General features: G+C 67.3%; 13 protein-coding genes. 8 read left to right on the forward strand and 5 right to left on the reverse strand.

The features are described 5' to 3' along the window. Window positions 1-17: 17 nt before the first annotated feature. The 6 genes from nuoL to ABD208_RS01330 all read left to right on the forward strand — a co-directional run bounded on the left by nuoL (window position 18) and on the right by ABD208_RS01330 (window position 8385). Window positions 18-1964, forward strand: a complete 1947-nt coding sequence (gene nuoL, locus ABD208_RS01305; protein WP_344099997.1) for an NADH-quinone oxidoreductase subunit L — start codon at window positions 18-20, stop codon at window positions 1962-1964. 6 nt (window positions 1965-1970) lie between these two features. Continuing rightward, a complete protein-coding gene (locus tag ABD208_RS01310) occupies window positions 1971-3617 on the forward strand; it encodes an NADH-quinone oxidoreductase subunit M (protein ID WP_344098859.1) in 1647 nt (548 codons plus the stop codon). A gap of 1 nt (window position 3618) precedes the next feature. Next, window positions 3619-5565 carry an NADH-quinone oxidoreductase subunit NuoN gene (gene nuoN / locus ABD208_RS01315; protein ID WP_344098860.1) on the forward strand — a complete coding sequence of 649 codons (1947 nt, stop codon included), beginning with the start codon at window positions 3619-3621 and terminating at the stop codon, window positions 5563-5565. A gap of 169 nt (window positions 5566-5734) precedes the next feature. Further along, complete coding sequence (locus tag ABD208_RS01320) at window positions 5735-6727, forward strand: polyprenyl synthetase family protein (RefSeq protein ID WP_425561067.1); 993 nt, start codon at window positions 5735-5737, stop codon at window positions 6725-6727. 261 nt (window positions 6728-6988) lie between these two features. Next, on the forward strand, window positions 6989-7324 hold the full coding sequence (locus tag ABD208_RS01325; protein WP_344098862.1) for a hypothetical protein: 336 nt from the start codon (window positions 6989-6991) through the stop codon (window positions 7322-7324). Then, entirely contained in the window at window positions 7321-8385 is a 1065-nt protein-coding gene (locus tag ABD208_RS01330; protein ID WP_344098863.1) for a DUF6545 domain-containing protein, read from the forward strand. Before ABD208_RS01325 ends, ABD208_RS01330 begins: the two co-directional genes overlap by 4 nt. Before the next feature lie 19 nt (window positions 8386-8404). On the opposite strand, the gene ABD208_RS01335 is transcribed toward ABD208_RS01330, so the two are convergent. The 5 genes from ABD208_RS01335 to ABD208_RS01355 form a co-directional block, all read right to left on the reverse strand. After that, window positions 8405-8881 carry a helix-turn-helix domain-containing protein gene (locus ABD208_RS01335; RefSeq protein WP_344098864.1) on the reverse strand — a complete coding sequence of 159 codons (477 nt, stop codon included), beginning with the start codon at window positions 8879-8881 and terminating at the stop codon, window positions 8405-8407. A gap of 60 nt (window positions 8882-8941) precedes the next feature. Next, a complete protein-coding gene (locus ABD208_RS01340; RefSeq protein ID WP_344098865.1) occupies window positions 8942-9736 on the reverse strand; it encodes a hypothetical protein in 795 nt (264 codons plus the stop codon). After that, window positions 9733-10497 (reverse strand): ABC transporter ATP-binding protein, encoded by a 765-nt coding sequence (locus tag ABD208_RS01345; RefSeq protein ID WP_344098866.1) that lies wholly within the window; start codon window positions 10495-10497, stop codon window positions 9733-9735. Before ABD208_RS01345 ends, ABD208_RS01340 begins: the two co-directional genes overlap by 4 nt. 143 nt (window positions 10498-10640) lie before the next feature. Beyond that, window positions 10641-11378 (reverse strand): hypothetical protein, encoded by a 738-nt coding sequence (locus ABD208_RS01350; RefSeq protein WP_344098867.1) that lies wholly within the window; start codon window positions 11376-11378, stop codon window positions 10641-10643. Window positions 11379-11472: 94 nt separating this feature from the next. After that, window positions 11473-12708: a hypothetical protein gene (locus ABD208_RS01355; protein ID WP_344098868.1), complete on the reverse strand. Its 1236-nt coding sequence runs from the start codon at window positions 12706-12708 to the stop codon at window positions 11473-11475. 279 nt (window positions 12709-12987) lie between these two features. Between ABD208_RS01355 and ABD208_RS01360 the strand changes: the two genes are divergently transcribed. Both ABD208_RS01360 and ABD208_RS01365 read left to right on the forward strand, forming a co-directional pair. Next, window positions 12988-15429 carry a hypothetical protein gene (locus ABD208_RS01360; RefSeq protein ID WP_344098869.1) on the forward strand — a complete coding sequence of 814 codons (2442 nt, stop codon included), beginning with the start codon at window positions 12988-12990 and terminating at the stop codon, window positions 15427-15429. A gap of 54 nt (window positions 15430-15483) precedes the next feature. Then, window positions 15484-16020, forward strand: coding sequence for a hypothetical protein (locus ABD208_RS01365; protein ID WP_344098870.1), 537 nt, complete (start codon window positions 15484-15486; stop codon window positions 16018-16020). The last annotated feature ends 1 nt before the right edge of the window (window position 16021 follow it).

Here is a 16021-nt window from a genome sequence, read left to right on the forward strand (position 1 = left end):
AGGGAACTGTGAACGACGTGATCGGATACGCGCCCTGGCTGGTGGGCGCGCCCCTGCTGGGGGCGGCGATCCTCCTGCTGGGGCCCGTGCTGGGACTGAAGTGGCTGGATCGGTGGGGACACTGGATCGGCGTGCTCGCCTCCAGCACCTCGGCCGTGCTGGGCGGCTGGCTGCTGTTCCGGATGATCGGCACGCCCGCCGACGAGCGCGTGGTGGACCACCACCTGTGGACGTGGCTGTCCGCGGGCGGGCTCGAGGTGGATCTCGGGCTGCGCCTCGACCCGCTGTCCATGACCTTCGTGGGGCTCGTGACCTTCGTGGGCACGCTCATCCACTTCTACTCCGTGGAGTACATGGCGCACGACCCGCACCGGCGTCGGTTCTTCGCCTACCTCAACCTGTTCGTCGCGGCGATGCTGCTGCTCGTGCTCGCGGACTCCTACCTGCTGCTGTTCGTGGGCTGGGAGGGCGTGGGCCTGGCCTCGTACCTGCTGATCGGGTTCTGGGACACGCAACGGGCGAACGCTCGAGAAAATGCCGTCGCCGCCAAGAAGGCGTTCGTGATGAACCGCGTGGGCGACATGGGGCTCATCGCCGCCATGGCGCTGCTGTTCGCGAACACCGGGGCGCTGGACTTCGGGACGCTGTTCGGGTCCGGGCACGGCGGCGAGGCCGCGATCGGCTCGCTGAACGAGGCCACGGCGACCGCCGTCGGCCTGTGCCTGCTGCTCGGCGCCTGCGGCAAGTCCGCGCAGTTCCCGCTGCAGGCCTGGCTCGGCGACGCGATGGCCGGCCCGACGCCGGTGTCCGCGCTCATCCACGCCGCCACGATGGTCACCGCCGGCGTCTACCTGCTGGTGCGCTCCGGCCCGGTCCTCGACGCCGCGCCCACCGCGCAGCTCGTCGTGGTGATCATCGGGTCGATCACGCTGCTCTTCGGGGCGATCGTCGGCACGGCCAAGGACGACATCAAGAAGGCGCTCGCCGCCTCCACGATGTCCCAGATCGGCTACATGATGCTGGCCGCCGGGCTCGGCACGGTCGGGTACGCGTTCGCGATCTTCCACCTGCTGACGCACGGCTTCTTCAAGGCGGGGCTGTTCCTCGGCGCCGGCTCCGTGATGCACGGGATGAAGGACGAGGTCGACATGCGCGGCTTCGGCGCGCTGAGCCGGGTCATGCCGCTGACCGCCTGGTCGATGATGTTCGGCTGGCTCGCGATCCTCGGGATCCCGCCCTTCTCCGGGTTCTGGAGCAAGGACAAGATCATCGAGGCGGCGTTCACCGGCGAGGGCTGGCAGCCCTGGGTGTTCGGCGGGGCGGCGCTGCTCGGCGCGGGCATCACCGCGTTCTACATGACGCGCCTCATGACGATGACGTTCTGGGGCCGCCCGCGCTGGACCGAGCCCGAGTACCACCCGCACGAGTCGCCCGCGCTGATGGTGTGGCCGCAGGTCATCCTGGCCGTCGGGTCGATCGCGCTGGGCGGGGTGCTGGCGTTCGGCGACATCTTCACGACGTGGCTGGAGCCGAGCGTGGGCCACGCCGAGCACCACGCGCCCGTGCTGCCGGTGCCCGTCCTGATGGCGGCGACCATCGCCGTCGTCCTCGTCGGCGCCTTCGTCGGCTACGCGATGTACCGCAGGAACGTGCCCGCCGTGGCACCGCGCGGGTCCTTCCTGACGCGGGCCGCGCGCAACGACCTCTACCAGGACGCCGCCAACGAGGCGCTGGTGGTCAGGCCCGGCGAGGGCCTCACCGCCGTGCTCGTCACGGGCGACCGCAACGTGATCGACCAGGGCTGGAACGCCCTCGCGCAGGCCGTGGCCTCGATCGGCGCCCTGCTGCGCAAGGCGCAGACTGGGTACGTGCGCGCGTACGCGGCATCGATGGCCGCGGGCGTGCTCATCATCGGCGCGGTGGTCGTGCTCGTGGCGACCGTCGGCCAGACGGCCGGAGCTTAAGGAGACATGGAGATGACGTTTCCCTGGCTGACCGCGCTCGTGGTGTGGCCGCTCGTCGGCGCCGCGGCCGTGGCGCTGCCCGGGCTCGTGCGCGGGCGGCGCGGTTCCGCCGTCGGCGCGGGCCTCGCCAAGGCGACGGCGCTCGGCGCCGCGCTCGTCGAGGTGGTGCTGCTGGCCGGCGTGTTCACGGCGTTCGACGCCGGCGCCGCCGCCGAGTTCCAGCTCGCCGAGACCGTGCCCTGGATCCCGCAGATCGGCGCGTCCTACGCGCTCGCGGTCGACGGCGTGAGCCTGCTGCTCGTGGCGCTGGCCGTGGTGCTCGTGCCGCTCGTGCTGCTCGCCGCCTGGCGGGAGCAGGGCGACAACGGCGTGGCGCTGCGGCGCTTCACGGTGCTCGTGCTGATCCTCGAGTCGCTGATGGTCGCGGTGTTCGCCGCGCGCGACGTGTTCCTCTTCTACGTGCTGTTCGAGGCGGTGCTCATCCCGGCGTACTTCCTCATCGGCGGGTTCGGGCAGGGCCCGGAACGCCGCCGCGCCGCCGTGAAGTTCCTGATGTACTCGCTCGCGGGCGGGCTCGTCATGCTGGCCGCGGTGATCGCGCTGTACTTCCAGGTGCCGGCCGATCCCGCGACGGGCCTGCGGCCCGAGGACGCGTTCCTCACCGCGAACCTCACCGGGCTGGAGCTGGACCCGGTCGTCGGGCGCCTGCTGTTCGTCGGGTTCTTCGTCGCGTTCGCGATCAAGGCACCGATGGTGCCGGTCCACACGTGGCTGCCCGACGTCGCCGGGAACGCCACGCCCGGCACGTCCACGCTGCTGATCTGCGTGCTGGACAAGATCGGCACCTTCGGGATGCTGACCCTGTGCCTGCCGCTCTTCCCGGAGGCGTCCCGCTGGGCCGCGCCGCTGGTGATCGGGCTCGCCGTGGTGTCGGTGCTGTACGGGGCGTTCGCGGCGATCGGGCAGACCGACCTGCTGCGGATGATCGGCTGGACCTCGGTGAGCCACTTCGGGTTCATCATCCTGGGCATCTTCACGTTCACCGAGCTCGGCACGGCCGGGTCGGCGTTCATGATGCTCAACCACGGGCTGGCGACGGGGGCGCTGTTCCTCAGCGCCGGGTTCCTCATCGCGCGGCACCCCTCGAGGTCGCAGGTCATCCTGGACTACAGCGGGCTGCGGACGGTCACCCCGGTGCTTGCCGGGACGTTCCTGGTGGCCGGGCTCGCGACGCTGTCGCTGCCGGGCCTGGCGACGTTCGTCTCCGAGATCATGGTGCTCGTCGGGGCGTACGGCGACTCGCCGGGATGGGCGATCGCCGCGATCCCCGGCGTCGTCCTCGCCGCGATCTACATCCTGCTCACCTACCAGAAGATCTTCACCGGCGACGTCGCCGACGGGCTGGACGAGCTGCGGGACATCGGGCCGCGCGAGCGGCTCGTCGCCGCGCCGCTCGTGGCCGGGCTGCTCGTGCTGGGGTTCGTGCCGCAGCTCGCGCTCGACTACGTGGACGCGCCCGCGACGCAGGCGGTCGCCACGCTGGAGACGGCCACGGGCGGGCCGGACGCGGCGGCGTCGGCCGACGACGCGGCCGGCGACGGCGCGGCGGACGAGACCGGCGCCGAGGGCGCCACCGCGGAAGGGAACGACTGAGATGCCATCTCCCAGCGAGTTCGTCGCACCCGAGATCCCCTGGGTGGCGCTGACGCCGTTGCTCATCGTGCTCGGCACCGGCGTCGTCGGCGTGCTGATCGAGGCCTTCGTGCCCGACCGCGCCCGGCGCGTCACCCAGATCGTCCTGACGCTGGCCGCCCTGGCCGGCGCCCTGGTCGCCGTCGGCGTGCTGTGGGACCTGATGCAGCGGACCCTCGGCGCCACGAGCGAGGCCGAGGTGCTCCTCGATCCCGAGGTGCTCGGCGGGTCGATGTTCCTGACGCCGTTCGCGATCGGCGCGCAGGCGATCGTCGTCGTCATGGCGATCCTGGGCGTGCTCGTCGTCGCCGACCGCACGTCGACCGGCGAGGACGCCTTCGCGCCCACCGCCGCGGCCGTGCCGGGCACGCGCTACGAGGACCTGGCCCGCACCGCGGGCCTGCGGCAGACCGAGATCTACCCGCTGCTGCTCTTCGCGGCCGGCGGCATGATGCTGTTCGCCTCCACGAACGACCTCATCGTCATGTTCATCGCCCTGGAGGTGCTGTCGCTTCCGCTGTACGTGCTGTGCGCGACGGCGCGCCGCCGCCGCATCCTGTCGCAGGAGGCCGCGGCCAAGTACTTCCTGCTGGGCGCGTTCGCGTCGGCGCTGTTCATCTTCGGCGCGGCCCTGATCTACGGCTTCGGCGGGTCGGTGAACCTCGCGCAGGTGTCGAGCCAGGCGCGGCAGGCGCTGGAGCAGGGCGGGCTCGGCGAGGGCATGCCGCAGCTGTACCTCGCGGGCGTGGTGCTCGTCGTCGTCGGCCTGCTGTTCAAGGTGGGCGCCGTCCCGTTCCACGCCTGGACGCCCGACGTCTACACCGGCGCGCCCACGCCGATCACCGGCTTCATGGCCGCGGCCACCAAGGCCGCCGCCACGGTGGCGCTGGTGCAGGTGCTGTGGCGGGCGGGCTTCGGCATGCCGCCCGAGGTGCTGGAGCAGCTGCAGGTCGCCGTGGTCGTCATCGCGGTGCTGACCATGGCGGTCGGCACGGTGGTGGGCGCGGTGCAGACCGACGTCAAGCGCCTGCTGGCGTACTCGTCGATCGCGCACGCCGGGTTCCTCGTGACGGGCGCCGTCGGGTTCGCGACGCTGACCGACGGCGGCGCCGCCGTCGCGGCCACGCCGAACGCGGACGGCACCGTCGTCTACGCGGGCGACGTCGTCCCGGCGATCCTCTTCTACCTGCTCGCCTACGGCGTGGCGACGATCGGCGCGTTCGGCGTGGTGACGCTGGTGCGCGAGCGGTCGGCCGACGGCGTCATCCTGGGCGAGGCGACCGACCTCGCCGCCTGGCGCGGGCTGGGCCGGCGGGCGCCGTGGCTGACGGCCGCGTTCTCGCTGTTCCTGCTGTCGATGGCGGGCATCCCGCTGACGGCCGGGTTCGTCGCGAAGTTCGGCGCGTTCTCGGCGGCGGTGTCGGCGGGCTTCTGGTGGCTCGCCGTGGTGGGCGTGCTCGCGTCGATCGTGGCGGTCGCGTTCTACGTGCGCGTGATCGTGATCATGGTCATGACGCCGGGGAACGACGGCACGGCGGACGGCGCCGCGGGCGCGGCCCGCGGTGACGCGGACGGTGCCGGCTCGACGGGCGGCGACCCGGCCGCCGGCGAGGAACCGCACGGGCGGCACCTGGCGGCCGGCGGGGCGGACGACGCCGCCGTGGCTGCCGGCGCCGCGGCCTCCGGCGGTGGTGTCGCGACGGCGACCGTCGTCGTGCAGGAGACGGCCGTCGAGCGGGCGACCGAGCGCGCCGGGCAGGCCGACTCCGCCACGGACGGCGTCGTCGTCGGGTCGCGCGGGCCCGCCGCCGTCGCGATCGCCGTCTGCGCTCTCGCGACCCTGCTGCTCGGGCTGTTCCCGGCGCCGCTGCTCGAACTCGCCGAGCAGGCCACGCGGTACGTGCCGTGACGAGCGGAGGCCGGCCCACGCCAACGTCCGGGAGGTCCCGGGCGTTGGTGTGGGCTAACCCACCCTGTCCGTCAGGCCAGGCGGTTCACCGAACGGGCCCGGTAGGAAGTAAGTTCGTTCCGTGACCTCCGCGCCCCACGAGACCGACGCCGCCTCGGCCGCCGCCGCGCTGGGCTTCCCCGTTCCCGACGCCGAACTGGCCGCGACGCTCGCCCACCGCCTCGGGGAGGTGGACCTGGCGCTCGAAGCGGCCGTCGCCCAGGCGGACGCGCTCGCCGACGACGTCGCGCGGCACCTCGTCGCCGCGGGCGGGAAGCGCTTCCGCCCGCTGCTCACGCTGCTGTGCGGGGAACTCGGCGACGGCTCGCGGCGCGAGCTGATCGACGCCGCGATCGTCGTCGAGCTGACCCAGGTCGCCTCGCTCTACCACGACGACGTGATGGACTCCGCGCCGGTGCGCCGGGGCGCGCCCTCGGTGCACTCCGTGTGGGGCAACTCGGTGGCGATCCTCGTGGGCGACATGCTGTTCGCGCGCGCCTCGCAGTGCGTCGCGGAGCTGGGCCCGGAGGCCGTGAAGATCCAGTCCAGGACGTTCGAGCGGATGTGCCTCGGCCAGCTGCACGAGACGACGGGCCCGCGCGAGGGCGAGGACGCCGTCACCCACTACCTGCAGGTGCTGAGCGACAAGACGGCGAGCCTGCTGGCGACGTCGGCCCGCCTGGGCGCGATGTTCGGCGGCGCGCCCGCCGATCAGGTCGAGGCCGTGGCCGCCTACGGCGAGAAGGTGGGTGTCGCCTTCCAGCTCGCCGACGACGTCCTCGACATCGCCTCCGACGGCGAGGTCTCGGGCAAGACCCCGGGCACGGACCTGCGCGAGCACGTCCCCACCATGCCGGCCCTCCTGCTGCGCCGCCGCGTCGGGTCCGACGGCACCGCCGAGGACGCCGCCCTCCTGGCCGCCCTGGACGGCGACCTCACCTCCGACGAGGCCCTGTCCGGCGTGGTGGCGCGCCTCCGCGCCCACGAGGTCCTGGCGGAGACTCGCGCCCTGGCCCAGAAGTGGGCCCAGGAAGCCGCGGACGAGCTCGCCCCTCTCCCGGAGGGCCCGGTCAAGACGGCCCTCATGGAATTCGCCACCGCGGTGGCCAGCCGCACGGTCTGACCGTCTCGCCTGCCGGACATCCTCGTTCGGAGCCAGGGCACATGGTGGAGCCCGTTCTGTTCGCATCGGCTGCCGCGACCCGGGCATACCGTGTCGCATGTATGTTCGCGAAGTTTCCTACACTATTTTCCTTGCACCCACCCCGGGCTTCTGGTGGGATCGGAACAAGCCAGATCCTCATAATTTCGTGAGAGGTGAGTCTTGCAAACGTTGCGGAGTTATGGTTTGCACCGAGCGCGGGACATTGGCGAGGCACGCAGGATGGTGGAGCGGTTGACTCGGCGAACATTAAAGATCGTCGAGGCGGACCTCGCACCCGGGCTGTCCGGCATATGGATGCGTCTGGAGAGGAATGACTACATCGTTGTCAATAATGTTCACGCCATTACGGAGCTCCATCGGCGCCACATCATCGCCCATGAGTTGATGCACGTTGTCAGCGCATTTGAGGATCCGCCACGATCACCGGGTATTACTTCGTGCGGGGATGCTGCGACCGAACAGCGGGTGGAAGCCTTGGCGTGTGAGCTGATGATCGGCCTGGCGTCGGTGGGAGGGGTGGGTGCCCGCCTCACGGCCATGGAAATGTACCGATGAATGGCGAGATCCTCGTCTGGCTCCCTGTTCCGTTCTTTCTCGCGGTGGCCATTTTCACCGCTATGCGAACCCGGGGTGTCACGGACGTGCACCTTCCAATCGGCCTGACGCTGGTGACGGTGTCGGCCGCGCTGCGCACGGCAGTCTTTACTGAGGCGATCCGGCGAGCCGCAGGGTCACCGGTCGATGAGGTAGTGAAGCACATTGCGCTGGTTGTTGGTTGTCTGCTGATCTCTGCATGGCTGGCTCAGGCTCTGGATGGCAGGGCCGTACGCCGACGCCAGATCTTCGGCGGATGTGTTGGTACGGCTGCACTCATGGTGTTCACCTTCTCGGCGAGCGGCCCGTGGTCGGTGGAGAACATTAACGCCCAGACTGCCGGCCGCCCGATGATGGTGCTGTACTGGGGAGTGTTCTACGGATGCTTCCTTTGGGCGAGTGGATTGTTCGCGTACGCGGCTCTTCGCTCCCGGTCATCGGAACAGATGCCGCGGAGCTGGGGAATGGTGTGCGTTGCCACAGGCGCCGCCATTGGTGTCCTCTGGGCGGTCCTCGCCATCTCCGAGTTGATCGCCAGGACCAGAGGGCTTCCGAGTGACGAACGATTCAATGTGCTCGGGCTTGAGCCTCGAGTTCTGCTCGCGGCCACAGGAATTCTGTTGTCCGTGGGAATCATCGGGCACCTGGCCGCAGCCAATTCCGTCTCAAAAAGGGAGAGAGCCTCGCTGAGGTATCTTCACGAGTGCATCACGGAGAAGGTGCCTGCGATCGTGTCTTCGCCGGCGACCACTGGGGCAGTGGCAAGCTACCATCGCCGGATACAGATCCTCGACGGGATGGGAACTTTGTCGCATTACTCTACGCCCGCTGACCGTGCGGCAATTGCACGGGATTATCCGGAGGCCTCTCAGGAGACGGTTGTGGCGCACCAGATGCAGATGGCGTTGGACCGGCTATCCGCCGGCGAAAGCCGGAGTGAGAGCCCTGCCATCTGGAGCGACTTTCTGGCGGACGATTCGGCTCTGCGGCGGCTCGGGGCCGCGCTGAGGCAGATCGTGTGAGGTTCCCCTGCCCGGTTTCTTACGCGTCGTCGTCAGGGATGGGAGGCAGCCCTTCTGCTTCCCGGAACCTGTCTAGGAGGCGTGAGATCGCGTCGAGGTTTTCCTCTGACAGACCGGCCGCTCTGGTTGCCAGGGAGCGGACGCCGTGCTTCTCCAGGAGGCTGTTGATCTCAGGTTCTGTTACCTCGCTGGTGAGGAAGGTTGACGAATCGACGCCGAAGTACGCGCTGAGGCCTTCGATGACCTTCAAGGACGGGGACCCCGCACGTCCCGATCGGAGCTGGCTCAGGTATGCGTCCTTGATCGGGTACCCATGCTCGGACATCCAGCGGACGATCTCGCGATTCGTGATGCGCTCGCCCCGCCGCTCGGCTGTGGCGAAGAGATCGTTCAGCCGGGTACGAAAGACCTGGCTGATTCGTTCACCAGGTGGCGTCAGTGCCTCGTTTTCTGTACCGTCCGCTCCAGCGCCGTCGTCGATATGATGTACTCCCATGTGAATATCCTATCGTTTGCCGTCACGAAGACGTGACATATTGTGCTCATTTGAACTCTCTCAGGGGACATCGCTCCTCGTGATTCGCACCCATCCGAGAGCGAGGGCGATCGCCGCAAATGCCGCGAGAACCAGTCCACCTTGAACAGGATCTTGCAGATCACGGGGGTACATCCCGGACATCGGGGTTCCTCCGACCAGAGAATCTCCAGCGGACCCCGGAAAGAAATCGACGAGCCGAATGTTTCCCATTCCGAGCATCATGCGCAGTGCCGGCTCGATCGCGAGCAGATATCCGAATGCAGACAGAAGCGCACCGAATTGGTTCCGGACGAGTTCGCCGATCCCCAGACCGATGAGGGACCAGAGCATGAAGGCGATGACAGTCCAACCGAGTTTCGCCTGCACCGGAGACGACCACAACCAGAGCTGTTCGCCAGCTGCGACGAGGAATGCCACAGCGACTCCTGCCGACACGATCACGCTGAGTGCAGCCAGCAAGATGTTCGCGGCGGCAGCCACGACAATCTTGGATGCCAGAACTCGATTCCTTCGAGGCTCGCCGAGGAACGTGAGCGTGGCGGTCCCGTTCCTGTAGTCGCGCGTCGCAACAAGGATGCCGACAGTGATTGCCACCATGGGCGCGACCAGAGTGGGCGCCGAGAAGAGCACGCTTGCATTGCCGGCGTCGTCGGCACCGTTGCCGAAGGGCGAAGAGCTCAGGGCGATCTGCGAGATCAGGGCAGTGAGCCCAGCCAGGACGACGAGTAGAACTCCAACGAGATACCACCACACCCGCCATGTCATGATCTTCCGGTACTCCGAGACCAGTTGTGCCGACAGCGACGGCTTCATCGGTGTGTCTCCGTCTGCTCGATGAGGTTCAGGAACGCGGATTCAAGCGTGGCGCGACCTGCAGAGCCTGCGGGGGCGCTGTCGAGGAGCGCGGCGAGTGTGCCTTCGTGGATCACGACTCCTGAGGCGATCAGAACGACGTGGTCCACCACTTGTTCCAACTCGGTCAGGAGGTGGCTTGACACCAGAACGGTGCCTCCGCCGTCGGCATACGATCGCAGGAATCGTCTGAGCCAGGCCATGCCTTGCGGGTCGAGTCCGTTGCCGGGCTCGTCCAGGATGAGGATCTTAGGATCGCCGAGCAACGCCGTCGCAATGGCGAGGCGCTGTTTCATGCCGAGGGAGAACTTGCCGACCCGGAGCCGTGCTGCCTTGGTCAGGTCGACCTCGGCAAGTAGAGTCTGGATCCGGGCGTCGTCGGCTCCGGCAAGAGGTGCGTAGGTGCGCAGGTGCTCGATCGCACTGTGACCGGGTGCTGCTCCTGATGCGTCGAGTACTGCGCCGACAACTCTGACTGGGTGCCGGTGTGTGGTAAATGGCCGTCCTTCGATCAACGCGGTGCCTGCCGTCGGTTTGGAGAGGCCAAGCATTGACCGCAGCGTGGTGGTCTTGCCGGCACCGTTGGGTCCGAGCAGACCCGTGATCTGGCCGCGCCGGACCGTGAAGGTGATGTCCCTGACTGCATCGACGCTCGAGTAGGTCTTGCGGAGAGCAGTGACGACCACCGGGTCGTGGTGGTGAGGCTCATCGGATGGAAGCACGGTGGGGATCCCTTCAGGGCGGCAAGTGATTGCCGCCCCATGGCATGAGGTCCGTGGGGCGGCAATCAGTGGGTGCTAGCCTTGCGGATGCCTCCGGTTTGGCATCTAGACCATGTCAAACCGGGGGTCGAACGTGGGACGGCTCAGACGCTTTCGTAGACGGTCGTTGCCCTATCCCACTTGATCATGTACGGAATGATCGACGTGCCGCCGTCGTTGTCGTCAAGGTCGATGTTCGCGCGGCTGTGCTTGTATGCACGCCACACCAACTCCGAACAGTTGAGTTCACCGGATCCGTTCGTCTTGTTGACGCCCCACCAGATGTCGTAGGGCTTTCCGCGGTAGCGGTTGTAGGCGAAGTTTGCGGCAGACCGGCGCTTGTAGGCGCTGGTTTCGACCTTCATCCTCTCGGCACCAGGGCAGACCTTGACGCGTTGCCCGCTGATGCTTCGACTGTTGCTGCTCGATCCGGGCGCCTCAACGACAACGGTCGTGGAGTAGTAGATGCCCGTGTGCCCGTGGTTCGCGATCGAGGTCCACGCCGGGGAAATGAAGAGGTCACCCTTCCTGTCGGCGTACCCGAGGATGATTCGGTCATCGTTCTCGCAGGCCGCTGTCGGCCGGATTCCACTCGCGGCCAGCGACTTCTCACCGTCGCGAATCATCGTGGCGAGCAGGGCCGTTTCGGACACGCCCTCCTTGGCTGCGGCCCGTGCGAGCTGCTTGCCCAGCTCGGTCCTGTTGACGTCCGCAGGGATCATCTGGAGCTCGACCAGACGTTCAAGCTGCGAATCGAGTGTGCTCGCGCCAGCACTCGGCACCACGATGATCGACATGACCATCGCGAGAGCCGCGACCAGCGCACTGAATGTTGTGCGCATCTTTCATCCTCCCTTCCTCGGTGGCGGGACCTTCCCACCACCGACCCACACGCTTCTTGCATGTGAGAAGATTTTTGCCGATATGGCGAACTTCTTATTGGCCCAGCAATGCGGGACTGAGTGCTACGTCGCGCAGCACGGCGCCAGTGTCCGTCGTGAACTTGTCATTGGTGCGCAACAGCTCCTCTGTGGTTCCACCTTCCAGGGAGTGTCGCGTGATGATGATCTGGTCCTGAGGCCCGTAGGGGACTTCGACGGCGTAAAGACTTGATTCAGTTTGGAGGGTGTAGATCGCGTCTGAGTTGTCGGGGACGTTCGCCACCGTGCTGTGGCCTCGAGTTGTGCCATTTGCAAGTTCCGTCTCGAATACCTTTCCGCTCCCATCGGTCCAGACAATGGCGCCACTCCTGATGGCCCGCGCGTCGTAGGAAGCGAACTCAAGTTTGTCGCTCGGAAACAGATCGCCATTTGTGTCGCGCAGGATCCGCTCGGTACGCTTCCCTGTCGAGACCGACCACTTGACGAGGACCGCTCGGGTCGGGCGCACGCCGTCGGCGTCCCGTTTCCCGAACTGGGCCGTGGTGAGGTAGTAGATCGTGTCGTCCACGCAGGGGGCGTCATCGAAGTATTCAAAATCCTCGGGATTCGTATCTGCGCCGGCGATAATTTCTTGCGGTCCGGGCCAGAGCCGCGCCAGTACCTTCTGTCCCTGGCTCCTGTCGATGCTGCTCCGGTAATCCTTGAGCTGGGGTCCGGTCGCCATGCCTGTTGCGTAGATTGCCTCGCCGCACTGTGCGAAGCCGGTCAGCATCCCTTCGGCGGGCTCGGACGACGATCGTTTGCCGTCATGTTCTACAACCGTCATCCGGTACGAATCCTTCGCGTACTTGCCCTCGTTGTACACCGAGACGGCACTGGTCCCGATCGTGTGCATGGACATTTGAAGATTAGTCTTGGGGCTCTTTGTTGCATGCAGACCGGATTTGTCAAGCAAGTAGTCGTGCTCGGTGTCCGAAAAATGCAGCCCGTTCTCATCCCAAACCATCTGGTTGGTATCCATCCCAGAGGTCTCGATGGATCGCGCTTCGCCGTCCGAATCGATCAGGACGACATAGCCTGTGTCGTTGAACTCGCTCCACTCGAACGTCTGAGGGCTCAGGTATGCGGCCATGACGGCATCGCCGAGCTCGACGTCGTCGTGGGCAGTGATGTTGATCGAGTTCGCCCCCTGCGAGCACCCGGCGAGTGCCACGGAGGCGATGAGCGCGGCCGCCGCAGTCACTCGTAGGCGATGTGTCGTTGCGTGGGCGTCACTTCTGACCCGGTTCATCTACGGGATCCTCTCGTGGTCACATTGGATCGGACTATCCGTCTAGTTCATGAACGATCCTGAAGTGTGTCGATTCGTACCTCGATGTCCTTGAGCCTAGCGAGAGTTGTGCTGACAGTGCAACCTCCTGTCGGAAGTTTGTCTACAGTCACTTGGGCGTTATCGTCCTGGTACCCGAGTCGATTCGGATCGCCGCCGTCGTCACTGGGCCTCCGGACCTACCGGGTAGTGGGCCGACGGACCGTTCTGCTCCAGCCCTCTGATCAGTAGTTTCGGTGTATGGCCGCCTCCCAGAGCACCCGCCTTCCGCTCCGTCGCAGGCTTCGTCCGGACGGAGGGCAAGCGGTCATCGAGTACGTCGGCGTCGTCGCCGTCGTGATGCTCGTGGTGCTGGCGATCGTGCTGGGCGCGACGCCGGTCGGGGCCAGCATCAGCGAGCAGTTGCTCTGCGCCGTCGAGTCCGTGGACGGCGAGGCCGAGGACTGCGTGGGCGGGACCGGCGAGCCGGGCGGCGGCGGGACGGGGTCCCCGACGGACGCCCCGAGCGGCGACCCGTCCGCCCCACCCACCGGCGACTGCGAGACCGACGTGACCTTCGATGCCGTCAACGTCATCCAGCAGTGGGCCACCTCCGTGGTGCAGATCGGCTGCGAGTGGTACCCCGTGCCGACCAAGTGCTTCGCGGAGCACATGCCCGAGGGCTACCTGGACCGGGAGCCGGCCGATCGGGTCTACAACCAGGACGCCGTCCCGGACTTCGTCACGTGCGTCACCGAGGGCAGGGGCGGCCCGAGCGAGGACCCGAACGACCCGAACTGCGCCAACGCCGTGCCGACCAGCGGCGAGTTCGACGAGGACGCGCCCCCCGTGGTCCAGGTGGGCTGCAAGGAACTCCCCGTGCCCAAGGGCTGCGAGGACGAGTGGGCGAACTACGAGAACGCGGAACCGGGCAAGGACCGTGCGGCGGCGTCGGGCTGGCTGGCCAACTGCGTCGCGGACAAGTACCAGTCGATGGAGCCGCCGTGCGTCGTCGAGACCACCGGCCACGTGGACCAGACCAAGGGCTCGTTCCTGTTCTTCCGCTGGGGCGAGACCAACGGCACGCTCATCGAGAAGCTCGGCGACGGCCGCATCCGCATCCACATCCTCAAGGGCGTCGAGCTCGGCGCGGGCATCAGCGGCGACAACGTCGGCGGCTCGCCGATCAGCTTCGACGTCGCCGGCATCACCGGTTACGAGTCCGACAAGACCTACGAGTTCACGGACATGACCAAGGCCCAGGAGTGGATCGACTGGTACAAGAAGTACGACGCCGTGAACGGCAAGCACGCCACGCCCTACGGCTGCACCCGCGGGCCGTGCTACGTGCCGGACCCGTACCCCGAGATGGCCGACAACCTGCGCGACGAGGAGCCGGAGCACCACGAGCTGTCCGAGTCCGACAGCAAGATCACCAAGGTCTCGCTCAAGGGCGGCCTCAGCATGGGCGGCAGCGCGGGGCAGTTCGAGCTGAAGGGGAGCATCGAGGGCGGCTACGAGGGTGAGGTCCAGGTCGAGGAGCGGCTGTTCTCCGACGGGAGCCAGGTGGCGACTTACACGTCGTCGGACATCGGCGGTTTCCTCATCGGGGCGAAGCTCGGCGGCAAGCAGCCGTTCACGAAGGACAAGAACGGCAAGCCGACCAGCAGCGGGGGCGGCGGGGCCGGCGGCAAGGTCGGCATGGAGTGGAAGGGCACCACGAGCTCGACGGTCGTCTGGGACAAGGACGGGCAGCTCTCCAAGCTCATCATCACGATGGACGACCAGGTGATGCGGACGCTCTACCAGGCGGGCATCGACGTGTCGGTGGCCCTGCCGTACGGCTTCACGATCGGCGGCGGGTACAAGAAGGAGGAGCAGGCGGGCACGATCTCGACCCGCCAGATGATCCTCGACTTCAACCAGTACCCCGAGCTGCGCGAGGTGCTCGGCCCGGAGATCGACGAGGTCTTCCCGCGGGACGCCGAGGGCCGGCTCATCAAGGACGACGTCGTCATCGACGGCAACGACGAGCAGGGCGGCGAGCTGTACGACGCCGCCGACGAGTACGGCAACGTCCGCGAGCTGAAGTACGACGCCGAGAAGGTCACCGAGGGCGGCGACTTCAAGATCGGCTGGGAGGGCCTGAACCTGTTCAAGACCGAGTGGGTCTCGGTGGACGAGGAACGGACGCTCTCGGAGTCGTCGTTCGAGGTGACCGACGTCGACGGCAACAAGCAGACCACCTCACCGGCGCCGCAGTGCCGGGCCAAGGACTTCGAGGCGCCGGACGACTACTACGAGACGGACTTCTCCGACCCGCCGACGCACCTGGCGGACTCGGGCCACCCCACCGGCTCCGAGCACTTCCCGAACGACAAGCCCAAGTACACCGAGGGCACCTACCCGGGCACGGACTACTCGGGCGACGTCCCCAAGGACCGCGCGGAACGCACCCACTCCCTCCTGGACGAGTACTCCCGCACCTTCCCGGACAAGAACATCCTGGTGGTCAAGGACTTCGGGAACTTCTCGTTCCGCACGGTCTCCGGCTACGAGCACCTGGCGACCGTGGACGGCTTCGACGTCATCGCGATCGACTCGGGCACGGTGAAGAACAACGGCGACGGCGGCTGGATCAACTGGGGCTTCCAGGGCAGCTACGACTACAACCCGGACACCAAGACCGTCAAGTTCAAGTAACCACGGAGCGCCGTCGGCCCGCTGCCGACGGCGCTCCTCGGATAACCTCGGGCCATGCGCAAACTCCGTTTCCAGAGCTGGATCACCGAGCTCGTCGACGCCAGCCTCCCACCGCAGATCAAGCGCATCGAATGGGAGGCCACGGGCGTCAACAAGGATGCGGGGATGGGAGATCAGTGTGTCGGGCTCGTCTTCGAGTCCCCCGATGGCGGCTCCGCGTACCTGCGCTTCGTGTACGGCGGTGGCCCTCTCGGCGACAACCCCGACGAGCCCGAGCGGGAACCCGTGACCGGCGAGCCGCCCGCGCCCGTCGCGCCCGTGGAGCTGGCGCTGTCCGGGGACCGGCTGCGCATGGCCGACCTCGAAGCCTGGATCACATCCCTGATCCTGAACGCCCAGCACCCCGAAGTCCGCTCCGTGGAGCTGTTCTCAGAACGCGAGCAGGACCCGAGGTCCGGCTTCTCCCACCCGTTCGGGTTCTCGCTGAAGTGGCATGACGGGGACAGCGTGATCGGTTTCTTCCAGTACACGCTTGCCCGCGGCGAGCGACGGTCCAAGGACACGGAGTACCGGATCAAGGAGGCAGTCTGAA

Origin of the sequence: Myceligenerans crystallogenes (assembly GCF_039529775.1) — a bacterium.
Classification (GTDB): Bacteria; Actinomycetota; Actinomycetes; order Actinomycetales; family Cellulomonadaceae; genus Myceligenerans; species Myceligenerans crystallogenes.